The 24,993-nt window shown below is 44.4% G+C and carries 20 protein-coding genes, 1 tRNA gene and 4 pseudogenes; 7 read left to right on the forward strand and 18 right to left on the reverse strand.

The window, feature by feature from the left end; all coding sequences use genetic code 11:
* Window positions 1-35 precede the first annotated feature (35 nt).
* Window positions 36-1,196 carry an AI-2E family transporter gene (locus F0261_RS09785; RefSeq protein ID WP_156086911.1) on the reverse strand — a complete coding sequence of 387 codons (1,161 nt, stop codon included), beginning with the start codon at window positions 1,194-1,196 and terminating at the stop codon, window positions 36-38.
* Window positions 1,197-1,427: 231 nt separating this feature from the next.
* On the opposite strand from F0261_RS09785, the gene F0261_RS19955 reads away from it, so the two are divergent.
* Window positions 1,428-1,595: a response regulator gene (locus tag F0261_RS19955; protein ID WP_367613858.1), complete on the forward strand. Its 168-nt coding sequence runs from the start codon at window positions 1,428-1,430 to the stop codon at window positions 1,593-1,595.
* Window positions 1,596-2,027: 432 nt separating this feature from the next.
* Window positions 2,028-3,116: a Gfo/Idh/MocA family protein gene (locus tag F0261_RS09795; protein WP_171337856.1), complete on the forward strand. Its 1,089-nt coding sequence runs from the start codon at window positions 2,028-2,030 to the stop codon at window positions 3,114-3,116.
* An 84-nt stretch (window positions 3,117-3,200) separates the two neighbouring features.
* Here the strand turns inward: F0261_RS09795 and F0261_RS09800 are convergent, their stop codons facing one another.
* The 3 genes from F0261_RS09800 to F0261_RS09810 form a co-directional block, all read right to left on the reverse strand.
* Window positions 3,201-4,274 carry an ADP-ribosylglycohydrolase family protein gene (locus F0261_RS09800; protein ID WP_171337857.1) on the reverse strand — a complete coding sequence of 358 codons (1,074 nt, stop codon included), beginning with the start codon at window positions 4,272-4,274 and terminating at the stop codon, window positions 3,201-3,203.
* Between the two features lie 89 nt (window positions 4,275-4,363).
* Window positions 4,364-5,152 carry a lipase gene (locus tag F0261_RS09805; protein WP_171337858.1) on the reverse strand — a complete coding sequence of 263 codons (789 nt, stop codon included), beginning with the start codon at window positions 5,150-5,152 and terminating at the stop codon, window positions 4,364-4,366.
* Window positions 5,153-5,375: 223 nt separating this feature from the next.
* On the reverse strand, window positions 5,376-5,555 hold the full coding sequence (locus F0261_RS09810; RefSeq protein ID WP_053103825.1) for a transposase: 180 nt from the start codon (window positions 5,553-5,555) through the stop codon (window positions 5,376-5,378).
* A gap of 74 nt (window positions 5,556-5,629) precedes the next feature.
* Here F0261_RS09810 and F0261_RS09815 point away from each other — a divergent pair.
* Window positions 5,630-5,969: pseudogene (locus F0261_RS09815) on the forward strand (DDE-type integrase/transposase/recombinase); the annotation flags it as partial.
* A gap of 44 nt (window positions 5,970-6,013) precedes the next feature.
* Here F0261_RS09815 and F0261_RS09820 read toward each other — a convergent pair.
* A complete protein-coding gene (locus F0261_RS09820; RefSeq protein ID WP_156078793.1) occupies window positions 6,014-6,919 on the reverse strand; it encodes an HPP family protein in 906 nt (301 codons plus the stop codon).
* Window positions 6,920-6,986: 67 nt separating this feature from the next.
* A complete protein-coding gene (gene norR, locus F0261_RS09825; protein ID WP_171337859.1) occupies window positions 6,987-8,567 on the reverse strand; it encodes a nitric oxide reductase transcriptional regulator NorR in 1,581 nt (526 codons plus the stop codon).
* Between the two features lie 197 nt (window positions 8,568-8,764).
* Here norR and hmpA point away from each other — a divergent pair, with 197 nt between their 5' ends.
* From hmpA to gdhA, 3 genes and pseudogenes are all read left to right on the forward strand, one after another.
* A complete protein-coding gene (gene hmpA, locus F0261_RS09830; protein ID WP_061095598.1) occupies window positions 8,765-9,955 on the forward strand; it encodes an NO-inducible flavohemoprotein in 1,191 nt (396 codons plus the stop codon).
* Between the two features lie 404 nt (window positions 9,956-10,359).
* The gene (locus tag F0261_RS09835) at window positions 10,360-10,761 is read left to right on the forward strand and encodes a GreA/GreB family elongation factor (protein WP_156078791.1); all 402 of its coding nucleotides are present in this window, start codon (window positions 10,360-10,362) and stop codon (window positions 10,759-10,761) included.
* Window positions 10,762-10,786: 25 nt separating this feature from the next.
* A pseudogene (gdhA, locus tag F0261_RS09840) lies at window positions 10,787-12,138 on the forward strand (NADP-specific glutamate dehydrogenase).
* 189 nt (window positions 12,139-12,327) lie between these two features.
* Here the strand turns inward: gdhA and F0261_RS09845 are convergent.
* The 10 genes and pseudogenes from F0261_RS09845 to F0261_RS09890 all read right to left on the reverse strand — a co-directional run bounded on the left by F0261_RS09845 (window position 12,328) and on the right by F0261_RS09890 (window position 21,866).
* Window positions 12,328-13,131 (reverse strand): annotated as a pseudogene (locus F0261_RS09845) (cytochrome d ubiquinol oxidase subunit II).
* Window positions 13,132-13,287: 156 nt separating this feature from the next.
* A pseudogene (locus F0261_RS09850) lies at window positions 13,288-13,461 on the reverse strand (IS5/IS1182 family transposase); the annotation flags it as partial.
* Between the two features lie 67 nt (window positions 13,462-13,528).
* Window positions 13,529-13,615: transfer RNA gene (locus F0261_RS09855), tRNA-Leu, on the reverse strand.
* Window positions 13,616-13,775: 160 nt separating this feature from the next.
* Window positions 13,776-14,873: a HupE/UreJ family protein gene (locus F0261_RS09860; protein WP_171337860.1), complete on the reverse strand. Its 1,098-nt coding sequence runs from the start codon at window positions 14,871-14,873 to the stop codon at window positions 13,776-13,778.
* A 28-nt stretch (window positions 14,874-14,901) separates the two neighbouring features.
* Window positions 14,902-15,972 (reverse strand): hypothetical protein, encoded by a 1,071-nt coding sequence (locus F0261_RS09865; protein WP_171337861.1) that lies wholly within the window; start codon window positions 15,970-15,972, stop codon window positions 14,902-14,904.
* A 62-nt stretch (window positions 15,973-16,034) separates the two neighbouring features.
* On the reverse strand, window positions 16,035-16,613 hold the full coding sequence (locus F0261_RS09870) for an Ig-like domain-containing protein (RefSeq protein WP_171337862.1): 579 nt from the start codon (window positions 16,611-16,613) through the stop codon (window positions 16,035-16,037).
* Window positions 16,614-16,624: 11 nt separating this feature from the next.
* Window positions 16,625-18,217, reverse strand: coding sequence for a DUF4331 domain-containing protein (locus F0261_RS09875; RefSeq protein ID WP_171337863.1), 1,593 nt, complete (start codon window positions 18,215-18,217; stop codon window positions 16,625-16,627).
* Window positions 18,218-18,370: 153 nt separating this feature from the next.
* Complete coding sequence (locus F0261_RS09880) at window positions 18,371-19,108, reverse strand: anti-sigma factor (protein ID WP_171337864.1); 738 nt, start codon at window positions 19,106-19,108, stop codon at window positions 18,371-18,373.
* Window positions 19,105-19,638 (reverse strand): sigma-70 family RNA polymerase sigma factor, encoded by a 534-nt coding sequence (locus F0261_RS09885; RefSeq protein WP_069944842.1) that lies wholly within the window; start codon window positions 19,636-19,638, stop codon window positions 19,105-19,107. Before F0261_RS09885 ends, F0261_RS09880 begins: the two co-directional genes overlap by 4 nt.
* A gap of 152 nt (window positions 19,639-19,790) precedes the next feature.
* On the reverse strand, window positions 19,791-21,866 hold the full coding sequence (locus F0261_RS09890; protein ID WP_171337906.1) for a TonB-dependent receptor: 2,076 nt from the start codon (window positions 21,864-21,866) through the stop codon (window positions 19,791-19,793).
* A gap of 174 nt (window positions 21,867-22,040) precedes the next feature.
* On the opposite strand from F0261_RS09890, the gene F0261_RS09895 reads away from it, so the two are divergent.
* Window positions 22,041-22,625 (forward strand): RDD family protein, encoded by a 585-nt coding sequence (locus F0261_RS09895; RefSeq protein ID WP_171337865.1) that lies wholly within the window; start codon window positions 22,041-22,043, stop codon window positions 22,623-22,625.
* 100 nt (window positions 22,626-22,725) lie between these two features.
* Here the strand turns inward: F0261_RS09895 and lptG are convergent, their stop codons facing one another.
* Together lptG and lptF are read right to left on the reverse strand one after the other, a co-directional pair.
* A complete protein-coding gene (lptG, locus tag F0261_RS09900; protein WP_168463472.1) occupies window positions 22,726-23,787 on the reverse strand; it encodes an LPS export ABC transporter permease LptG in 1,062 nt (353 codons plus the stop codon).
* Window positions 23,788-24,888: an LPS export ABC transporter permease LptF gene (gene lptF / locus F0261_RS09905; RefSeq protein WP_049588260.1), complete on the reverse strand. Its 1,101-nt coding sequence runs from the start codon at window positions 24,886-24,888 to the stop codon at window positions 23,788-23,790.
* Between the last annotated feature and the right edge of the window lie 105 nt (window positions 24,889-24,993).

Genomic DNA, 24,993 nt, shown 5'->3' on the forward strand with positions numbered 1-24,993 from the left:
CATGCAACGTGGTTGAGGGGGAGAAGAGAGTGAAATTATTTTGACTCGAGAAGTCTTATCCAGTGATCAAATACGCCCAGATTCTCAAGTATGATCTTAAAACACATTAGAATAGGCACGGCGAGTAAAACGCCTACCACACCCCATAGCCAACCCGTTATTGCTATCCAAATTATGATTATTAATGGGTTAAGCTGCATACTTCTTCCTAGCACCGCAGGCGTGATGAGTTGTGATTCAATAATATTCAATACTAAAAACAGACCCGCAGGCAGAAACGCACTGCTGGTAAGCCCAAACTGCACAAGCCCAACTACCAGCAATACCACGCAGCTCGCCACACCACCCAAGTAGGGGACAAAGTTCATCAGCGCAACCAGTGCTCCCCAAAGTAACGCATCATCTATTCCTAAATAGTAAAACACGCCTGCTGTAGCTAGCCCTAAGCAAGAGTTTATGATGCTGATGGTGACGATATACGAAGACAGCTCCCGTTGAATTTGATCTACCAATACCAGCGTTCGTCGCTTGTTGGTAACAATGGGGAAGTCTCTTACAAAAACATTGAATAGGTTGGGCCCAAAAACCAACAAGAAGAAAATTAAAACGATACAGGCGAGCACCTGTGCCAGTAAAAATGGCGCGTTACTGAAGAGTGTGAGCCCAATATCTATTCCGCTTTGTTTAATTTTGTCCGTCACAGAGTTTGTGTTGTCTTGTGATGGAGAAAGTTCAGGTGACTTTTCATCGTCACCAAACCAGCTAAAGAATGAACGTTCTTTTTCAACGGGTTCAGCTGGAGGCGTTGCATAAGCGTCGATGTTGCTGCTTATCTCTTCAATTTCTTTGGATATCTCGGCAGCAATTTTGGGGAGAGATTGCATCCAGCGTTCTGCCGGCTCAGCAAGCTCTATACCTAAAAATGTAAACGGCGCGACCAGCAAAACAATCAGGGCTCCTGCTGACAGTGTGCGAGGTATGAATAACTTGCGTGCGAATGCGACAAGAGGGCTCAAAAGCAAAGCTACAAAGGCGGAAAAGAAAAGAGGAACAAGTAAAGACTTGGCAAGGTACAACGTATAAATGACAGCAAAAATCACAAGAATATTTAGTAGTCTGGTTTGTTGGGCTATTTTGGGGAACTTCCCAGCATACTTCCCGTTCCCTTTATCTTGATTCGAGCCAGCGTTGTCCATGTCTTAGCCTTGGTAGAAAGTGATCTTGGTAGAGCTTTTACTTGTAACAGCGTAAGTGTTACGAAAATTTAATCATTTAAGTTCACTTACCGCACCGCTAGAGAAGTCGCTTTGTACTGCTTAACGTAAATCGTTAGCTTACCCGTTTTAAGTAGAGTACCCAAATTAGCCAGTAAACCGGAAAAGGCCCATGACGTAGTAGACGCTACCGCTGAAAAGCTCAACGTTTTAATTGCCGATGATAATCAAGATGCCGCTATTACCATGGGATGGATATTGGAGACAAAAGGGTGTCAGGTTCAAGTAGTGGAAGATGGGCCATCCGCATTAAAGGCTGTCGCGTCTTTCACGCCCGATTTAGTGTTGTTGGATATCGGCATGCCGGGTATGAATGGTTAAGAATTATGTACGGCACTTCGTCAAAATCGTGCGTTAGCTGACGCTGTATTTGTGGCGCAAACGGGGTGGGGACAACCATCGCACATCCAGCGTTCGAAAGAAGCTGGATTTGACCATCACCTTGTTAAACCTTTGGATTTGAGCGACCTTGAACCTATCGTGGCAGAAGCTTGGCGAGCAAAGCGCAAACAGTAAATTATGTTGTCGATAAAAGTGAGCTGCTTTTCGTCTGATTTTGTTGTAAATCGTTTCGCGTTACCAAACGGCACGATGCGCCATAGAGCTTTAAAGCTGTATTGGTTGTCAGCTATAAACCTTCGATGGTGTTACAGGTAACACATTCGATAATATCGCAACGGTGTTGTGATCTTTCTGAGTAAGAAAGGTACTACTAAAACCATGCACGGATTAATTTCTTAATGGAGAGTACTAATGCCCCGCATTACTCGTCGTCACTTCCTTCAATTGGCAGGTTCAGGTTTGCTGGTTGCGCACAGTCCTTATTTACTGGCACAGCCTTCGAAAAAGAAAATAGGCGTGGCGCTGTTAGGGTTGGGCAATTACAGCACAAATTTACTCGCCCCTGCCTTACAGGACACTAAACACTGTGAATTACGGGGGATAATCACGGGGAGCGAGAGTAAGATCCCGCAGTGGCAGCAAAAGTACGGCATTAAAGACAGTAATGTGTACACGTACAGCACCATGGCAGATATTGCGAACAATGACGATATTGACGTTATTTACGTTGTAACGCCTACTGGCACACACAAGGACTTTGCGGTACAAGCCGCAAATACCGGAAAGCATGTGTGGTGTGAAAAGCCAATGGCTATGGATAGCGAGGAATGCCAAGCTATCATAGATGCGTGTAACAAAAATGGCGTGCAGTTGTCGATAGGCTATCGCATGCAGCACGAACCCAATACTCGCACTTTTCATCAGTATCTTGAAACTAAGCCGTATGGAAACTTGACCGCGGTATCGAGCTTCGCTGGTTATGCAGGACAAGGAAGAGCGCCTGACAACTGGCGAATGAAAAAGCACATGGGCGGCGGTGCACTCTATGATATGGGCGTTTACGCGATAAACGGCGCACGCTTTTTAACGGGCCGTGAGCCATTAGCGGTAACGGGAAGTCATCCACCACAGCGCTTTCCAGAGACGTTTACTGAGGTTGATGAAACGACCTTGTTTACGATGGATTTTGGCGACGGACTAGTGGCCGATTGCGGTACCAGTGTAGTGAAAGGGTTTAACCATTTTAAAGCTGATTGTGAAAAGGGCTGGTATCAACTTAAACCCATGCAGAGCTACAGCGGGGTAACGGGCACCACGTCTGATGGAAAAACGCTGGCTCCTATAAACGGTATGCAGCAAACGCTGCAAATGGATAACGATGCACTGGCCATATTACATGGACGACAACCTATGGTGACTGGCAATGAAGGTCTGGCCGATATCCGCATTGTGAACGCTATATTTAAGGCGGCGAGAACAGGGGAAACGGTAGCGTTGTAAGGCGCTTTTGCGCGAATACGCTACCGGACAGGGAATGCCATTTGCTCATTTTGCGACTGGGTCTACCAGACTTTTGTGTCTTAGCTACCGTTCATCAAGAAGGTTAATTAGCGCTTCCAAGTCCTTTTTGTCAGCTAATTCACTAAACCATTGGGATATTTCCGTCGCCTGAATTAGCCCCATTATTGCCCCCAATACAAAACCGCGGTGCACGTTGTCGCCCCCCACGTTGGTGTTCGCAATCAACGCCTTCTTAGGCGTATCAGCATAACGGTAAGCGAAGTACAAAACGGCGGGCCACGCGTCTGAGATATAACACGCTGGCGAATACATACGCCCAACAATCTCGATATCGCTTTTGTTTTTTGCCGCTATCTCAGCCAAATTCGTGTGCGCAGATTTACGGGCAATATCTTCTAAAATGGCCTTGGGTGATTCACCTTCGCGATGCACTAATTTGTAGATTAACTCAACATAGAAATCGCACACCGATGCTAAAGACTCATCCGGGTGAGTTAAATAAAGGTGACTACGACACAGGCGTTTGATGTCCTCAAGGGCTGTGCTTTTGCTTGCTTCTACTACCGCCAAAGGTGTTACCGACACAAAAGCGCCTATTGAAGCCGTATCATGTGTAGCCGCCCCACATTTGTGTGCTGGAGTACCTTGTTCTAAGTTCGCAAAAAAGCCTCTGTGATATGACTCAGCGTATGTGTCAGGGTGTTTGGGTTCATCAGCGCGCATAAAGCTAATATATTGAGTTAAAAACTCGTTTTCGTCATACCCTTTAAGTGCGCATGATAAAACGATACGCGCGCAATGCGCATTGAGTGTATTTTCTCCCGCTTTCATATCATGATGGTAATGAATGTTGTTCTTACCCCAATACTGCCTTTTACCTTTGAGAATAACGTCGCCCACTATCTCTTTTTGATTCGCAGATGCCTTATTCGCGCGCCCACCTTGCTGCGTGGAATGTAGCGACATTATTGAAGACGGATGAAATGATGGCGCATCTTCAAATTGCTCTACCCCTAACGGAAACGCCTTATATATATCTGCCGGGTTGTAATACCAATGTACCGGCATAGCCAAGGCGTCGCCGATAAACGCGTTCTTAAGCGCCGCTTTTGCTCGTTTGATTGACAGTGAAGACATTACTTTAAGCCTACCTCTTATGCAGTACTGTGCGGGATTGAATAATCAAGTACCTTTAAATTACGCACTGTAGGTCGAAAATGATCGTTCTAATGCTCATCGAAAAGCGACTTGTTGCGGATATATTTTCGCATGTAGTGATAGGTAATTGGGCGTAACAACCAGCTGTGAAGCGACATCAAAAAGCGTTTATGGGTAGGCGTGTTTTCGTAAATTTTATCATCGTGCAGCCACAGCATCTTGCCAACGTGCCAGAAGTAAAAAGGGAAGGGCGGCATAAAGGTTATTACATCTAAATCGCAGCAAATGCGATACGTTCTTTGGTGTAGCGTGTAGTGCTTATACCAAGAGCGCGTGCCCACTGCGGGCTGCCCGAAAGTCACTACCCTTTTTACTGACTTTGCGTATAAACGCTCAAAGTAATCAGCCATTAATACCGCTACTGCGCCGCCGGACGAATGGCCAATGAATGTAAAGCGCTTGCCTTGCTGCCTAAGTGGTTCAAGCACTTTTACAAGTAGCTCTCTAAGTGGTAATGCTTCATTGGATGCCTTAGTGCTGGAATACATAGGTTGAGCCAGTAGCCGCGCAAACCCCCAGTGGACCCAGAATTTTCTGTTTAACTGATTGAGTTTGTTTGGGATGAAGAATAAATTCGCTAGCCAATCTCTTACTCCTAATGAGCCGCGAAAAACGATAATGACCTCTTTTTTATTTTCGACCCACAAGATTCTTACGCTCATTCTGCCGTACTTATCGACTAGCTGGCGTTCATAAAACGGATCTAAGATTTTTTGGTATTGCTCGTCGGCATCAGGGTAGGCGAGTTGGCAGAGAATGGCATATCTTTCATATTGATAGCGTTTCAATTTCTTCATGAAAACTCGTATTGGAGCATTTAGCGTTTTTGAAGCTGAGCCGTTGAAGACTCTTTCACTGAATACTTCACGCTACAGGGAGTTTATTTCAGTGTTATGACGGGGCGCGTCATTTTTCTTTAACTTGCTCAGAGTAAAGCCCCTTTTCACGGCAATACTCACTTAACTCAAACTCGCTCAATGCTGCTGTTTCTAAAACAATTGCGAACTTTTGCTCTGGTGACTAACCTTCTGAACTATTGCTACCTGCCAAACTAGAACCTGCTTGTAAATACTTATCTCGCCATGAATACAAAATAGATAAGTTGATACTCTCTAGCTTTGCGAATTGGCTTAATGATAAGCCACTTTCAACCAGCTTTCTAATGACGGTTTTCTTATGGTCTTCAGGATAATGCTTCACTAATAACTAACTTACCGCTCCTGTTATATTTTTATGAAAAACTGAGGCGACAACTATCCTGACACAGGGGGTATCGGGGAAAGCCTAAAAACGTGATGTTCCATAGCGACCAGGGATGTCATTACACGAGCCGAAAATTCCGTCAGCTAATTTGGCGGTATCGCTTAACACAAAGTATGAGTCGCAGGGGAAATTGTTGGGATATAGCCCGATGGAACGCTTTTTCAGAAGTCTCAAACCGAATGGGTTCCAACTACTGGTTACCGGAATTTTGCTGAAGCAAAGCAGAAGATTGGTGATTACATTTATGGCTATTACAGCCGACTGAGACCGCATTCATACAACGGTGGTCTAACACCGAATGAATCGGAGAAACGTTATTGGAATAGCTACAACGATGTGGCCAAAATGACTTGACCACTACAAGCTAAGTATCAGTTTGATTATTAACCAGCATGCTAAACTTGCGATGGCGTCATTTTCATTTTTGCCCATTCGGCAAATTCTTGATAGGTACAGCAATCGGAGAATCCCTTCCCATCACCTTCAACCACCCTATATATAAGCAAGTACTTATGCTTGCAATTATGTTTTCTTTCGTCTACAACCTGACGAACAGACCATAAACGCCCAGGTTGGTTATTTGTGTAGAATGCGCCCATTTCGAGCTCAAAACCGGCTATTAATTCTTCGTGTAAAATCGTATCAGCTAAGTCAATGATATGTTTAATTTGCTCGTCACTGGCATCAATAACCAATTCTGACCGGTTGATTGCCTCATGGATATGTCGCATTTTTATACGTCTCGTGTCAGGGTTATAGCCTATCCCCTTATATCGCATAAGACTTTGCGGGTAACGCCGCCAGTGAAAAAGATTGTTGAACAGTATCGCAACAGCAAACAGAATCATGCAGTTGATAATAGTTGGAGTGAGCACGTACCAATAACTTAAATCCGTTATCGCAGACCCACCAATTACAGCTGCCAAAGCGGTAGCACCACCTGGAGGATGTAATGAGCGAGATAGGTGCATAATAAATATCGAAAGCGACACTGCTACCGGAGCGGCAATAAAGAGATTTTCAATGTATTGTGCACTTGTAACGCCGACAATAGCAGAAAGAACATTGCCAGCGAAGAATGCCCATGGCGTCGATAGCTGGCCATGAGGAACAGCAAAAAGAAGGACCGTTGACGCTCCCATGGATGGTAAAATTGCCGCTGCTCCCTCCGTGCCTAGCAACCATGTTGTAAGAAAAAAGCATAAAAATATAGCTAGCATTCCACCGATAGTGGCAACGACTTTTTCTGATACAACTACGTTGTTTTGAAAACCCCAAAACCGTTTTAGTGTATTTAACATATATTCCTTTGTAAGGTCAGATATAGGAAACGTATAGACAATATCTATAATTTCTGTGAACGAAAAGCTACGTTCTTATCTTTTTCACTAGGGTGATATTAAGGCGCTTCGCCAGTCTGACAAGATTTGCACGGTCCATTGACAGAGATCTGGCTGCCTTAGACCAGTTGTTTTCTGCGTTATGCAATGCCTTGATAATGAGTTGACGTTGAAATTTATCTGTTGCTTCCCGTAAGTCGGTATGGCTATCGGTCTCGAAACATACGGTGGACGAATCTGTGTCTTTACTTGTTAAAGAGTCTGAAGACACGGTTAAACCGGTAATGTCAGATGGCTCAATTATTGTATTTCCGGTTGGATTCTTCTCTCGAGCATAAAGTGCTGCGCGTGATATTACGTGCTCTAACTCTCTTACATTTCCCGGCCAGTGATAAACTGTCAGTTTATAAATTGCTTCTTTAGCCAGTATCAACTTTTGCAGTCCCAGACTTCGCCGCATTTTCTCTGCAAAATAGCCAGCCAGAAGCGGAACATCGCTTTGTCTGTCTCTGAGAGGCGGGACATATATCGGAAACACTATGAGACGATGATAAAGATCGGCCCGGAAGCGTTTATTTTGAACTTCATGCTCTAACTCTCTATTCGTAGCAGCAATAATTCTAACGTCCACTTTTCGACTCTTATCCTGACCGACCACCTGGATTTCCTGATTCTGTATTACTCTCAACAATGTACCCTGAACTTCAAGCGGAAGCTCTCCAATTTCGTCCAGAAATAATGTTCCGCCATCAGCAAGTAAGAACTTACCATCGCGGTCGTTTGCGGCACTGGTAAACGCACCTTTCACGTGGCCGAAGAGTTCACTTTCTATCAGATGAACAGGAATAGCAGCGCAATTTACATATACGAGCGGTTTATTCCGCCGGTTTGATTGATAATGTAGCTCACGGGCAACAAGTTCTTTGCCCACACCAGTTTCACCTTGCACCAAAATTGTGAGGTCGGACGAAGCTGCCAGTCGAATGGTCTGCTTTAATTTTTTTGTCGTAACACTATTTCCTATCATTTCTTCACCCTGATGATGCTCAGAGCTATTCTCATTCATTGTCCGTAATACATGCTGAGTATGAGTCTTCTGTTTATTTAACTCTCTGATATATAACGCAGCATATAAAAGCCGGGCTGCCAGCCTGGACAGTGTGTCAACTGAAGCGGCATCAAGCGCATCATACTCATTAGGTTCCAGGCTATCGAGAGTAAGTACACCTAGCAACGTTTCATCTTTATATAAAGGAATTCCCATACAGGAATGTACGTTCATATTATGGTTATGACTTGCAATCATTCCATCATAGGGGTCTGGTAACGGCGAATCAGCTGAAAAGCGAGTGACCGCCCTCGTGCTACAGATTGCTTTTAAACGTGGATGTTGCTCTAAAATAAACCGTCGCCCCATGACGTCATCGGACAACCCTCTTTGCGCAACGGGAACAAGTGTCTCGTGTCGAAAAATCAATAGTGCTACAGCATCTGCTTTAATAGTTGCACAAACCGCAGAAATCAAACTTTCATAAAAACAATTCATCGAAACTGCGGCGGACAGATCAAGGGCAAAGTTAACCAAACTAAATTGAGATATTTTACTCATGAGACCATTTTATATTAACACGAAGCATAGGTCATTATGACACAAACGATCCTAATTAGCTCATTAAGTGATGAGTCATTTTGACACATATCTTAAAGTGTTATTCGTAACACATTGATACTAAGTGAAATAAAATTTGGCACACGAGTCGCATTACTCATAGCTACCAAATACTTAACGTCATTAAAGGTATGTTAATGCTTACTCAAACTCATATAGATACTGTCAAAGCGACCATTCCACTACTTGCTTCGGGAGGAACCGCAATTACCGAACATTTTTACGCCCGAATGTTCTTACATAATCCTGAGCTTAAAAATATATTTAACATGACGCATCAAAAAACAGGTCGTCAGCCAGCGGCTCTATTTAATGCGATAGCTGCATACGCTGCCAACATAGATCAGTTAGAGCTACTGACAGATGCCGTTATGCGTATTGCACACAAGCATACCAGTTTTAATATCCAGCCCGAACAGTACGCAATAGTGGGACATCATCTGATTGAGACATTGAGAGAATTGGCTCCGGACGCGTTTACTCCTGATGTTGAAGAGGCATGGACAGCTGCATATGGTCAATTAGCAGACATTTTCATTAAAGTTGAAAGTGAATTGTATCAACAAAGAGCTGCTGTAAAGGGGGGCTGGTCTGGCTTCAGAGCCTTTTCTGTCGTCTCAAAAGAGACCGAATCCGAACTCGTAACCAGTTTTACCTTAATGCCCGTCGATGGCGGTAGTGTTATCGATTATAAACCGGGCCAGTATTTAGGAATAAAGGTGCATCCTCATGGTAGTGAGCATGATGAAATAAGGCAGTATTCACTATCAACTGCCGCGAATGGAAAATCCTATCGCATTAGTGTTAAACGGGAAGGCCTGGGTGAAATGTGTGGTGTAATGTCTAATTATCTTCATTTAAAAATAAATGTTGGCGATGAAGTCTTGGTCATGCCCCCTGCCGGGGACTTTTATCTAAAACAACTTGATACTCCGGTTATATTGATTTCTGCAGGTGTGGGTCTGACGCCTATGCAAGCGATGTTAGATTCTTTAGTAAAAGAGAACTTCGCACATCCGGTGACCTATCTTCACGCATGTAAAAATCGAAATCAGCATTCTTTCAAAGAACATGTTGAGAGTGTTAAGAATACTCTCAACCTGCAGTCGCACACGTGGTATGAAAATGACGTTAGCAGTAGTAAAAATGAAACTACCGGAAGAATGAAAATAGAAGACGTTAAAGGTTCTTTACCACTGAAAGAGGGCGAGTTTTATCTCTGTGGACCTTTGCAATTTATGCTTGCTATCAAGCATGAATTATTAGCCTTGGGCGTCAGTCAATCGCGAATCAATTATGAATTATTCGGACCGCATCAAGAAGTTTAATCAAGTTTCAACGATGATTGACGCCAATAAACTCTTTGATAAATTAGCCAAAAAAACACTTTAAAGAATAAAATATTGCTCATGGCGAAAAAATCAGAACTTTTCACTGCTAATTCCATAAATACGGAGCGTTATAATCTTAAAAGTTCTTGTTATTTTTTTATTAAGTATTAGTATCAGTGACAGCAATGAGGAAATCATGACTAAGCACTGTAATCTCAACAAGAGCATTTTACTCACCTTACCCAATTAAGCCGGATGCAGTTCTGCATTCGGCCGCCTCTTATTTATCTAAAACCAGAAATTCCGTACCGGAATAAATTAAAGCTATAGATTAAATTTATATTTCCTCACAGGAAAGGCTCTCCTGCGCGTGATTTTTAATTCAAAGAGGAAGGATTATCATGTCAAGAAAACCTAACATCACAATTTCATATGAAGACTTGAGTGATATTGAAGAACAGCTAAGAAAAATTAAATTACCGACTGAAAGGTATGACGAATTAGAAAAAGAATTAGTTCGCGCCAAAGTTGTTAACCTTAAAGATCTTGCTCCAGACGTGGTGGCAATAGGTTCTCAGGTTACATTTAAAATAAGTAAGTTTGATAAATACTTGACTAAAACACTCTGCCTTCCATTGGATATGCATAAATACGAAGACGCCATTTCAATTTTCGCACCAATTGGCTCGGCATTACTAGGCTTAAGAGCTGGTCAAAAAATTAGCTGGAATACTAAAAGTGGCGAACAACAAATTGATATATTAGAAGTAAAAAGAAAAGTCCGTTATCTCGTCTGTGATTAAAAGGTAATCATTTACAGGTTGATTTATGAATTATTTAAGTACTACTATTTCTCAGCTAAAACAAAGCAGTCCGGCACAAACTGAATTTTATCAGGCTGTAGAGGAAGTCCTGCGAACTCTGGAACCTGTTCTGGAAAAAAACAACTATTATGCGAAGCATTCAATTATACAGCGATTAGTTGAACCCGAAAGACAAATTATGTTTCGGGTGCCCTGGCAAGATGACAGCGGAAATATACAGATTAATAAGGGATACCGCATTGAATTTAATTCGGCACTTGGTCCGTACAAAGGAGGACTTCGTTTTCATCCTTCGGTCAATGCCAGTATTATAAAATTCTTAGGATTTGAACAAATATTTAAAAATGCGTTAACTGGCCTGCCAATTGGGGGGGCAAAGGAGGTGCAAATTTCGATCCAAAAGGACGAAGCGATGCCGAAATAATGCGTTTTTGTCAGTCATTCATGAACGAACTCTATCGTCATATTGGACCCAATACTGATGTGCCTGCCGGTGATATTGGTGTAGGCGCCAGAGAAATAGGCTACATGTTCGGTCAATACAAAAGACTGACCGGGAAATATGAGGGCGTGCTTACCGGAAAAGGTTTGCTTTGGGGTGGTTCGTACGCGCGAAAGGAGGCAACAGGATATGGAACAGTATATTTCGCAGATCACATGCTTAATGCACGAGGAGAAAACTTACAAGGACAACGTTGCCTCGTGTCCGGTGCTGGAAATGTCGCTATTTATGCAATGGAGAAGCTTTATCAACTTGGTGCTACTCCTATTGCCTGTAGTGACTCAACCGGTACGCTATATCATGCGCAAGGGTTGGATCTGTCTCTTATTAAGGAACTCAAAGAAAAAGAACGTACTTCGCTTTTACGTTACTTAAAGTCTCACCCCAGGGCACAGTTCATTCCGATCAGTGAATATCCTTCAGGAGGGCATACTATTTGGCGATACAAGGCAGACTTAGCGTTTCCATGTGCGACACAAAATGAGTTAACAACTCGTGATGCCGAAGCACTGGTTTCTAATGGATGCAAATTGGTTAGTGAAGGTGCAAATATGGCTTCTTCACAAGGAGCGGTAGAGTACTTTCTTAAAGCCGGTATATCTTATGGTCCGGGTAAGGCCGCTAATGCCGGGGGAGTAGCGACAAGTCAGTTAGAAATGGCGCAAAACGCCAGTATGCAAAAATGGACTTTCGAACAAGTCGATTGTCAATTACTACAAATAACGAAGGATATTTATCTACGAGCCAGTGAGACTGCAAGAGAATTCGGTGCGCCCGGTAACCTTGTATTAGGAGCTAATATTGCTGCCTTTCGTCGGGTTGCAGACGCAATGATTGAGCAAGGTGTAGTTTAAAAAACGCATAAAGTGAATTCAGATCGCCTCGAAATTCATGTCAAATCTAGTCTGAATGCAAGAAACAAATAAATATCAGAACCTCATCATCATCTAGTCACGGTGACGGGACTGCAGCTGACTTTTATAAACATCACTTTAATTACTATTAAATACAGATGAGGCAAATCTACAGCCTGTTTACTGTTCTTAATAATAAGAAAGTTTTTCCGATTTATCGGCTAATATTCGGTATACCATGACAGTGTAAGCGAGAATACAAGGGACAACAATCACGGTACCTACCAACAAAAAGCGAAGAGAATTCGCGTCTGCCAGCGCATCCATGATGGTGAGCTGACCCGGTACAATATAGGGATAGTAACTTATCCCAAACGCAGCAAAACATAGCAGAAATACAAGCAGAGCTAACGCAAAAGGCAGCCGTTCACCTTTCCTGTCCGCCTACGGCAGCCCTTGTAGCACGACACTACTTAAAGCCAGTAAACCAAAACACGTTACAGGTATAGCCATCAACAAAAAGCCCAGGGGGCTTTCTAACCAGAGTGCCCTCACTTCTGCGTGCAGCGTTAAATTTAAAAAATTTACGGCAATAATGCCCCCAGCCAGGATCATCAGGCATCGCTTTGCCCAGTAGAAGGCTTTTCGTTGTAAGTCACCCTCTGTTTTGAGAATAAGCCAGCAAGCACCGATAAACGCAAAAGCTGCGGTAACGCCGAAATCGGATAGCAAAGCAAAACCCTGCGCATACAGATCGGTACGCAGGCCGGTTACCCATATTCCTAACATGTATCTCTGAGAGAGCGTCGTAAACAGCGAACCGTATTTAAAACAGGTGTCCCACTTTTTCTTTTCCGTTTGAGCAACTTTCGCGCGGAAGTCGAAAGACACTCCCCTTAAAATAAGCCCCATTAGCATAAAAGTGGCGGGCAGATATAAAGTTTGTAAGATTGCACTATGTGCCTGTGGAAAGGCAATTAAAAGTAAACCCACCGCTAGCTAAAGAAACTGCGAATAAGTCCTGCAATTTAGTTCTTGATCCAGCCTTTGCATTCGCCGTCTAACTTTTGAACGCTAAATTCTCAATTCAGGCCAATATACTACATTTTTAGGCCTGATTTCGGCCTTATTCCGGGTGATTTCCAGATTTCAGATAGATCTTGGCTGTCGCCTTAACATCTGGTCTACTTTAAACAGGTTTGCCAAGGTGAATAACATGGCTAACTGTGAGTCATTTTTCATCAGTCCTTTATAGCGTGCTTTGATAAAGCCAAACTGACATTTGGTGATCGGAAACGGATGCTCCACTTTCGCCCGGATGCTGCGTAGAGCCCAAAAAATAAAAACCGACTCAAAGGTCGGTTTCAGTATCTACTTCAAAAAGAATAGATGGTACCAGTGGGCGGACTTGAACCGCCACGCTATCGCTAGCAACGGATTTTGAATCCGTCATGTCTACCAATTCCATCACACTGGCATTGTGTATGGTTATCAACGTGGTGTTGATGCATGGCATTATAGCGATGCGGCGCGCCTATACAACAACTTTTTAAGCTTTTTGTGATTAAGTGCCGAAAGATTGTTCAAAAGCGTATTTTGCTTTATCTATTTCTTATTAATCAACAGAACGAGCATTTCTACCAACGCTGAAGCGTCCAATTAATCGCTACTACCGCGATTGCTGACGATGCAATTGGCATTATGGCTTTTGAATATAACCTTACGTTTCTAAGTAAGATAAGTAAGGGCAATAGCAGCGTGACTATGGCAAGTTGACCCAGCTCTACCCCTATATTAAAAGCGAATACATTCATTACCAAGCTGCCCGACTGGGCATTAAGGTCGCCAAACACGCTCGCAAATCCCATTCCATGGAGTAGGCCGAACCCAAAGGTAATAAATCCTAAACGCATGATGATAGGGTACACATTGTTAAGCGCAGTTATAGCCACTGATATAGCAATGCCTAGCTCAACAATACGGCTATCTAGCGTAATAAAATCCAGTGCTGTAGCAGTTAATGTAATCGAGTGCGCTAACGTAAACGTGCTTACTAATATCACCGTACTTTTTATAATGTGCCTTTTGCTTTGCTCTTTCACCCAGCTCTTATTCTCCCTGTAAAGATTAACGGTGAGCAACGTAGCAACCAAAAACAGTATATGGTCTAGCCCAATGAAAATGTGCCAAATTCCCTGATAAACCATCTCCCCAAACTGCGAAATCCAGCTGTTTCCTGTAGCAGAAGCAGTGATAAAAGAGCGTTCATCGCTTAGTACATAAACACGTGTGTGATCGTTTAACGTTACCGTTGTGAGTAGCTTGTGGGTGGGAAAATCGCTAACTATGCCAGTGTATTGTATCGATACTTCGTTTACATATACGCAGTTTACCGACAGCGGGTATACCAGTAATGACTCTGCAGATATATCTCGTATAGAAGGGGGAGCAATACTAACCGTACATCGCGTTTCGCTATCTCGAATCACTAGGTGGTTTTGGATATAGTCGTTTGCCATAGTGTGGTTTCTGTTGACTTCACCCCAGGTCAAATTACCGTCATTATTACTATCTAGCCCTGCTGCTTGTCCTATATCTTCAGGCTTTAGCAAAAGCTCGCCAGACAAAGTGTTATTTGAATCGTTTTTAAGCGTTAAGTAGCCGTTACTCAGTTCGTGTGAATGCGTGAAAACGCTGAAGGCGGCAAAGATGAAAAGTGTGATAAATCTAATCATGACTCGTTTACTGAAGGGCGGGAGAACTTTAAGCATTGGTCGATACTTCATTAGCACGGCGAGCGCGCTCTAGGAGGTTTTTGTCATCTAATGACTGTGCGTATTGCCAGTTTATTTCGGCAAATTTAAGCGCCAGTGGGTAATTGGGCTCAATCTCTAAAAAGTAAGTGGCGACCTGTGCGGCGTGAGAACTGTCTTCTCGCCACACTCGAATTTCCATGTTCTTAGCAAGTTGAGTTTGTACTTCAGAGCGCACAATACCTTGCGCTCGTTCCGCAATGGCCCATTTAAGTAGCAAGCCATCGTCGGCTGTCAATATATCGGGTACGGAGTTGCTAAACCCAGAACTCACTGCCTTATAGTTATTCAACGCAAAATGTGCGTCGGCCCAAACTAACATTGCGCTTATAGGTAGCTTTTTGAATTCTGTTTGTGACAAATGCTCAAGCGCGGCTTCAGCGTTACCAAGTTGAAGCGACATGTCTGCAAGTACTTCATAAAACCACTGGCGCTCCGCAGGTCTCACTGTACTCGTGTAGGTCTCAAAAGCGCTAAGCTTTTTCAAAAATTTTACGTCTTTATTTTGTGAAAAATCAGCGTTAACCATACACGTGAAAGCGATTAAAAAACTTGTTTGCCCTACCAGCTTTTCACAGTTTTCTTTCGCCTTTTTAGCGTTACCTTGCTGAACGTTTATATCTGCCAACAATAACTGTGCAGCTGGAGAGCGAAAGCGGGCTATTTGATTAAGGTGTTGCTTGGCTTGTTCGAACTTATGAATGCCTTGAAGTAGTCGAGCTTCTAAAACAACTAAACGCTCTTTTTGACCCGCGTTCAACGAATCGAATTTTTGTCGCATTATGTTCGTGAACCTAACAATACGCTCTCTCTCATCACCTTTTGCTTGAAGGTATCTACTTGAAGTTAAAGTTTTTTCCGCTTCGTCGATACTTGCTATGGATAGCTGTTGAGGCTGCCACGTTGCGATGACGGTATCATAATTGAGTTTTTCAGACTGAGCAGATACCGAACAGACTGTTAGGGCTGACAATACGCTCATTATAGGGAGTATGAGAGTACTGCTTCTCATCAACTTCATCAGAACTTCCTTTATAAAAGCCGTCCTTGGCTTTACGGTTGACACTGTGTACTGACCGTTCGTTATTGACCAATCAATAAATCATCGAACGTGGTGTCGTCAGCATCTTGGGTGAACTCGCGCCCGTTAATTGGCAGAGGTTCATCGGTTGGTGCTTGATTAAAGGCGTCACGGGTATAGCTAGAGAACGATACCTGCTGTGCCTCAATCGTAACGCTAACAGTAGCGGTAACTTCTGGATTTACGCCGTCAGAAACGGTGAATGTGAAGCTATCGCTACCCGTTACCTGAGCGTTAGGTGTGTAGGTAAAGCTGCCATCAGCATTAACTTCTGCATTACCTAACGTACCGTTTTCACCAAGCCCGAAGGTAAGTGCATCACCATCGGCATCGGTTGCTGTCAACGTGCCATCAAACGCAATATCTGCTTGCGTCGTTAGCATTTCATCAACGGCTACGGGCGCTACATTTTCTTCTGGCGCTTGATAATCGTTATCGTCATCAATATCGAAACAACCAGTTAGCGCTAGCACCAATCCAGAAATGACCCACAACTTATGTTTCTGCAAAGGGGCTTGAGCCGACTTCATAGACGCGGGGGCATTTGGATTCTTGTTAAATAACCTAATCTTCATAGACATGATGGATCTCCTTATTCAGAGCCAGCAAGTGGTGTTTTTAGGTAAGGAAACGATGAATCAATCATGCTTGCATCTACAGGTGCACCATCAGTGAAAGGTACATTACCCACGCTGGCGTCCTCTGGCGTACAAAGGCCAAGATCTGTATCCTCACCTGCTACTGGGATGGGGTAGCACAAGCGGCCCATGACTACGCGAAGGGCAATATCAACCACGTCATCACCTGGGCGGCGACCATTCGGGAATCCTGCTAAGTCATCGCCTGCAACACCAAATGCTGACTGCGATTCGGCTGGTGTTGCTGGGATCCCTGTGTTTAGGCGCAGCATTTCTGATGCTGTAACCGTTGCTTGCTGGTTAACGCCTGGGAAACCTGTAAGGAACGCTGTCACTAAGTCCATGCGCGGGAAATTCGTCGGCGCAAGGGTCTCAATATCCGTACCCAGCGTAGTATTCACTGCATCTTTAAACAGGATGTTCAGTAGTTCTGGTAAAGAAGGGTGGGTTACATAATCAGCGAATTGACCGTCTGCACTTGGGTGAGAAGTAGAGAATTTGTCTTTATCGCCAATACCGATAACAAGCTCATTTACTAGCGGGCTACCTAAACGAGACACTTGAGTCATCGCACCACCATTAGTCTCAGGTTTCGCAAAAGTAGCATCAGGGTTTAGGATACGCGCTTGCGGCAAGCTTGCCGTGGTCCAGCTACCAATTACGCCATTACCTTCACCTGTAACACACGCCTTGGGTACTTCAATAGATAACGCTGTTACGTTTTTATCGGCTAAGTCATCATTCATGGCACTTTGCGTTATACCGCCAGGAAAACCTTCACCATCGCCTGCGCCCGGTGCGCTGTCGCCCTCAACAGGTACATAATTTACCAAGTCGAATGTTTTGCCTAAGTTAACAACGAAGGGGTCTTTACGCTGACCAACAAATACTTTGGCCATGTCATCGCACCCAGGGATACTGAACGAATAAATGAAGCTTTCAGCATATCGTGCGTATTCCGCTTCACTGGTAAAGGTTTTATTACCAATGTAATCAAGCGGCTTTTTAAACATATCGCCCATGGCGGGAGTAAGAGTAGTGCGCGTGCCTGTCTGCATGTCGCCACTTACCATAGTAAGGCTGTACATTTCTGAGAAGTTTGCTGCGCTTGAGTCATCTGCGCTGATACCGCCTACATTTTTAAGCGGCACTTTCACCATTTTTTGCTCGCCTTCAGGGCCTATTGGTAGGGCAATACCTTCGTTATCGGCAGCAAGCATATTGTTAAACTTAAAAACAAAGCTTAAGTCTTCAACCGCGTCGCCATCGCTATCAATATGAATGGCGTAGTGCGCATTCGGGTCCATTGCAAAGTAGTTAGGGCCACCATAGGCATCTTGCAGTGGAATATAATTTGCTATGAAAGTCACATAATCTTCACGGCCTTGTTCATAGCTATTGAAAGCATAAAAGTCGGTGCTATCTAACGCTGGGTGGCGAGTGATATTCGGTGCTTCTCGGTGACTTGATGCTAGTGCGCCCGCAGTTACAGCTGCACATGTCACGGCGACAGCCAGTGACAAAGTTTTGCGTTTGAATTGGATCATGTCGAGTCTCTCTGTTTTTTTATGAGTTCAAGAGACCAAACGACTGAGGTTTCACCTTAGATGCAAAAATATTTAAAAAATTAAAATAAAGTTTTTATAAAAAGTAAAAGGCCACGTTTCGTGGCCTTTTGGTGTGCTGCTTTGTGCGTAAAATTACACTGAAACAATCGGCGCTATATATAGCACTTCCGTTGGTGCGCCTGTTACCGAGCCGCCTGGTGCTTCTAAGCTCACTGCTAACGCCGCGATACTTTGATCTAGCAAGATATCTGGTGTCACGCGCGTGTCGCCATTAACTTCAGGCATCAAGCCGAGAGAAATTGGTGCTTCGCCGTTTGCCGGCACCATCCAAAGCTCATAGTCTTTGTCTGCTAACGCCACAAATGCATCGGTGACCTTAACGTTCATTGTCGTGTCAGAAACTTCTATTACCCACAATGGCGTGCTATCAGCATTGTTGACGACGGCGATATGGGAAACCTCTGGGGTAGGCACAGGTTGCATGACGAAAAGCAATACGGCTAACACCATTGCAGCTGCGGTGGATATGAACGATAAGTTCTTCCAGCGTTTCTGCTTTTCTTTTTCAAGATCAACTACATTGTCGCTACTTGGTTTTGCGTTAGTCGTTTGATCGACAAACTCTGTATCGTTGGCCGCTTTGTGGCCAAGCTTCACCTGTATGCTCTCCCACACGCTGTCAGGTGGTGTCACCGGAGGCAAGGTTTCAGCAAATCCAGTAAGGTATTGCTCCCATTGTGCGGTTGCATCGCTAACAGCCTGATACTGCATCATTAACTTTTGATAGCGCGTACGCGCTTTGCCGCGCAGCGTTCCAACTACATACTCAGCGGCGAGGGCGTTTAATCGCTCTTCTTTTAAATAATTCATAGTGATAGGCACCTCTGCAAGCTTTGCAAGCCTCGTCTTATCCAGCTTTTAATTGTTCCAAGTGGTGACGCCAAGTGAGTTACCACCTCTTGATGCGACATGCCATTCACATAGGCTAAATGGATAGCCTGACGCTGCGGTCCATCAAGTTCATCTAAACAAGAGGCCAACTTTGCTTGCTCTGCCTCTAACTTTATTGATTGTGTGGTTTCCATACCTGACGGTGCGTCATCATTTAATTCGACTTCATTTCTTACGTTGTGATAGCGGATTAAATCGAGCGCACGATAGCGAGCTATACTGACCATCCAGGTAAGTACCGTACCTTTGCCTCGTTGATAATTACCGGCGTTATGCCAAATTTTTATATAGGCGTCTTGTGTTGCTTCGTCAGCGAGTTCAGGGCGTTTCAAAAGCCTCAAAGCAACAGCGTAGAGCTGTGGACTTGTTATATTATAAAGCTCTGCGAACGCTTTTTTGTCGCCGTCTGCGGTTTTACACAGCAGAGGAAACAGAGTTTCGTGTTCCATTGTTGCTCCTATTTTTATCGTTATGGCGCGGCCATGTGTTTATTGTTTTAACGGTTTGGCGGCTACTTCTTAAAGTAGCATGTTTTATATACAACTGCCTGAATGGTTACCTAATCAATAGACAGCTCCCCAAACAGTAAAGCGTTTATGTATTAATACTTTATTGAAAAGGTAAGGCGAACATTTCTTGGCTCTACCGGGTGATAATGCAAATCCTCAATCCCTTCTTCTGGCTCTCCGGGCAGCCTAGATGCGTAAAAATAATCAATATCGTGATCGTCACTGTCTAGGGCATTGAGTACTTCTAGTGTTACGTCCCAAGTTGGCTGGCGATAGGCAATTTGAGCATTAATCAAAAATGTTGATGGCGGTGAAATTTCATCGAAACTTTCTACGGTGCGAGAGCTTAAGTAGCGGCCTCGTAGGGTATAGCTGAACCCTAGTTGGTTACTTCTTTGATAGTAGGTTAGCCCTGCACTCACCACACCTGGCACGGTGCCATCAATGTGACGGCCTTCGCCTTCAACGCTGTCGCTAAATCGTGCCTTGGTCCACGCAGCTTCAATGTCTGTTGTTAGGTGATGGCTTATCCAGTAGTAGGCACTCACTTCAATGCCGTGTCTCTCGGAGGGGCGACTGGCTTCAGTAAAGCCTGCATCACCAACATATACCAGCTCGCTATCAAGCTCTAGGCGCCACAGGGCAGCAGACAGGTTATAGGTTTTATTATCGGTATAGTTAACGCCCGCTTCATAGCCAAGGCTCTTTACCAATAAGGGAGCTGCTTCGGTGGCGTCACCACTTACCGGGTCTATGCTAATTGTTGCTCCTCGCGCATCGTTAGAGTGAAAGCCCTGCCCAATGTTGGCAAATGCGGTGAGTTGGTCTGATACACCGTACTTCAAGCCTGCTTTAAGGGTAAATAAACCGTCACTTTCGCTACCTGAATTGGCCCCAAGACTGCTGGTAACGTCCACATCTAAGTAATCGTATCTGCCTCCTAATGAAAGGCTTAATGCGTCACTTAGCACGATGTTTGATTGAGCAAAAAGTGCATAGCTGTTGCTGTTAATCTCGTCTTCTCGGATAGTGCCAAAGCGGGTTAAGTTTTGGGTGCGATACAAACCCACGTTTTCAATATCGTCGAAACGCCACTGGCCGCCTAAGGTAATACTGCTTCCATCCGTAAGCGCCATGGGAAGGGTAGTGAATATTTCACCACCGTAAATTTTTCGGTCGTCGGCCTGTTCGAATTGATCGCCAGTCGTAGGGTTATCAAGGAAGTAAGTAAAGTTAGAAAAAAGGCTCAGCGTTGTATCTATGGCATACAGTGAAGCATTCCATGTATCACTGGTATAGTTTGCGGAGAGACTATAGCGAGACGAATCGCCGCCAACTTGAGTATCGATAGAGCCAAGACGGTCTATTAAGCCGCTTTCAATAGCGCGCTCAGGCACTTGGTCAGCACCGTTCCAGCTATTATCGTAGGCCATTCCTGTAATGGCGAGTTGACCGTCTAACAAAGGCGTAATATAACGAATATGGGCGTTTTTCTTTTTTACATCTTCGTCAACGTCAGTCCACGGGCCGTCATAGGTTTGATATTCCAGCGCTGTAACAACGCGGCTCTCTCCTGCTTCAAAGTGATTTAATGCAACAGCGCGCTTGAACCCATATTCTCCTAAGCCTAAGAACAACTGGTTTTGCTCAAGTGAATCTCTTAAATTGAAGAACGCCCCGCCAGCGCTAGAAAAATCGCCGATGTTGGCATAATAGGTGCCTTTGAAGTAGCTTAGATTGTCGATAAATTCGGGGATAATAAAGTTAAGGTCACTGTAGCCTTGGCCATGTCCGTGGCTTCGCATGTTCACTGGCATACCGTCTACACTCACCGTGAAATCAGTGCCATGGTCTAGGTTAAATCCACGCAAAAAGTACTGGTTGGCTTTTCCCGAACCGCTGTGTTGGGTCACCATCATGCCTGGGATGAATTCGAGTATTTCACCGGCGCGCAACATTGGGCGTTCAATCAAGGTGTCACCAGACACCCATCCCTGCGAAGCCGAGATAAACTCTCCGTCTTTTACAGATGAGTCACCACGTACTCGAATATGCTCAATATCACCTTCGGGGTCGTCTAACGCCATTGCAGCGCCTATACCGAGCGAAAATGAGCTAGCGAGAAGTGTTGTTACCAGAGTTTTTGCTGTCACCGTATTTACGTCCATTATCCGTTTGTAATAGCAATAACGATTAACAATGGTTAATGGATGCAAAAAGGTGGAAATCATTTTCTTTGCTTATTGCACTATTAAATGCCGTTAACTAAGGCTTATGTTGTTTAAGCTATCTGGTGCTTGTGTCAAAATAAACGCTGTTGTTAATGAAGCGAAGAGAAGCCCGTGGCGAGACACGACAAAAAAGCCAAGAAGAAGTCCCCATCATCAAGTCCTCTAAAAACGAAGGATGATAAAAACACGCCCAACTCAGAATCAGGCAGTTCATCACTTGAGCGAGCGGGGTTTGTGCGACGCTTATTGGCAATGATTTACGATACACTAGTAGCTACTGCTGTAGGCATGTGTGCGGCCATGGTCATGATCGTAACGCTGGTGGTTATGCTAAAAAACGGGGCCCTTGACCTACAAGGCTATGCAGAACCTGCCGATCTTATTCAGGCTTCTTTTGGCTATAAACTGCTTATTCAAACGTGGGTAGGTTTGTGGATAGCTGGCTTTTTCCTATGGTTCTGGCGCAGGGGCGGGCAAACCCTAGGTATGCGTGCGTGGCGTTTGCGAATTTATAGCACGGTTGAAGAACCAATGACCTGGCCGCGCTTGTTCATTCGCCTGATAGCATCGTTGGGAGGTCTAGGCACCTTACTTGTTTTGTTTGATCTTAAAAATAAACAATCACTGCAAGACCGACTGGCAAAGACTGAAGTGTTGAAGCTGACCAAAGAAGCGAACGACCACAAGAGCTGGTAAAGGTGCTTTGTAAGGCGCTAAAAAATCGCAAAAAAAGAGGCTGTAAGGCCTCTTTTTTTATTAGTTTTGACTATTGAATTAGATGAATGCTGATAGGTGATCAACGCCTCAACATTACCCCTGCAATGGCCGCGAACAGCAAGCTTGGTAGCAGAGCCCCTAAGAACGGAGGCAGTTGATAGACTAAACTCACTGGACCAAATACTTCATTGAGAATAAAGAAACCGAAGCCTGTCAGTACGCCCATGATCACGCGTGCGCCCATTGTAACGCTACGCAGCGGGCCAAAGATGAACGACAATGCCATTAACAGCATTACGCCTACCGAAATAGGTTGGAATACCTTGCGCCACAAGGCGAGTTGATAACGAGAAGGGTCTTGGTCGTTGTTGTCTAGGTAGTTCACGTAATCCAGCAGCCCAGTAATAGATAAAGCCTCTGGCTTAACCGCAACAATGCCTAGTTTGTCTGGTGTCAGTGTTGAATTCCAACGCATGCGGTTATTTTCATCTACCGTAACATTCGTTTCAGTAAACTTGGTTACTTCAACGTCGCTTAGCCACCAACCGTCGCCGTCGAAGGCCCCATTTTTAGCGTGAGTAATGCTCTCTAGCGACAAGTCAGGGTTAAAGCTAAATATGCTCACATCTTTGAGAGAGTCTTGGCTTAACACCTGACCTATGCTTACAAATCGGTCGCCATCCTTTGCCCACACCAGCTTATCGGAAGAAAATAAACTACCGCCTGAAATAGCTTCAGTTCTTATCTGTTTTGCCTTGGTTTCACTGTACGGTGTTACCCACTCGCCAACGGCCATCACTAATAAGATCATTACAAGGGTCGACTTCATGGCTGAGTTTATGATGTTCCAGCGGCTCATACCTGCGGCCTGCATCACTACCAATTCGCTATTGCTAGCCAGTACGCCCATGCCAATAAGGCCGCCTAGCAATGTTGCCATAGGGAAGAACTGCTCTAAGTCGCGAGGCAAGCTTAGCAATACGTAGATAAAAGCGACCAGCATGTCATAGTCGCCTTCGCCAATTTTTCGCAGCTGTTCTACAAATTTAATAAGCGCGCTTAAGCCAATAAGTACGCTAAGCGTAACGGTAATAGTGCCTAACAGCGTACGGGCGATATATAAATCGAGGATCTTAAACATCTACTTTTTCCCCAATATCCAAGCGCGAAGCTCAGTGCCGGTTTTTCTGTCTCGCACAATCAACATGACACCAATAATCAGCATGATGGTATGCACCCACCATAAGCCAAGCTGAGGTGGCATTTTGCCGTCTTCAAGCACTCGTCTACTTGCCAGTAGCAACAAGAAGTATCCCAAGTAAAGCAGAATGGCAGGGAACATTTTACCAAAGCGCCCCTGACGCGGGTCGACTGCGCTTAGCGGCACAGCAATCAGTACTAAAAACGGAATGGAAAGCGGTATGGCAATACGCCACTGAAGTTCTGCTCTGGCTTCAATACTGTCGTCTTCCCACAGTTCGTTAGTAGGCAGTACGCTTACCTTACGACGAGTTTCGTCGGCAGGTTTATCGGCAATCTGAATTTGGTATTCGTCAAATTCTACTTTGCGGAAAGCCTTTTCAGATTGCTTTCCTTCGTACTGTACCCCTTCTTTCAGTACAAGGTTTCGCGTGCCGTCAGGGTTATTTGCCACTTCACCAGTTTGCGCATACACAACGCGCACGTCGCCTTCGCTATCGTCTGTTTGATTTTGCGATAAAAACACACGTTGTAGCTTATCGTTGTTGTCTACATCGTGAACAAAAATAACCGCTTTTTCGTTACCGGTTTGCTGGAATCTACCTGGCATTAACGCCGAAATTCCCGCCTCATTTCTGGCTTTTTCTCGCAGCTGATATTCGTTCTCTGCAGCCATTGGCGCGAAATAAAGGGTAATTGCGCCTGTGACTATCATGATAAGTACAGACAAGAACAGCATTACCCGCGTTACATACCATTCACTGATACCACAGGCTCGCATTACGGTCATTTCACTGTCTACATACAGCCTGCCATGTGCCAGCATAATGCCCAAATAGGCGCTGATAGGCAGCACTAATGAAGAGAGGATAGGGGCATATAAACCTAGGAAGCCTAGCACTAGCCCAGCGGGAATATCACCGTCCGAGGCGTCGCCCAAAACGCGCACAAATCGCAAGGTGACAAAAATTGCCATTAGGATAAAGAAAATCGCTAACTGAGATTTCAGCGTTTCCTTAAGTAAATAGCGGAATATCAGCATCTCAGCCCTTCCGGAAAATTAGGAATTTTAGTGAAAGAAAGCACAATTTTGTTTAAACTTACCGTTTTTACAAGTTTTGCCTGCAATCATAAACCGTTTGCATGG

The sequence above is a fragment of the Alteromonas sp. 07-89-2 genome, from assembly GCF_013113925.1.
GTDB classification, from domain to species: Bacteria; Pseudomonadota; Gammaproteobacteria; order Enterobacterales; family Alteromonadaceae; genus Alteromonas; species Alteromonas macleodii.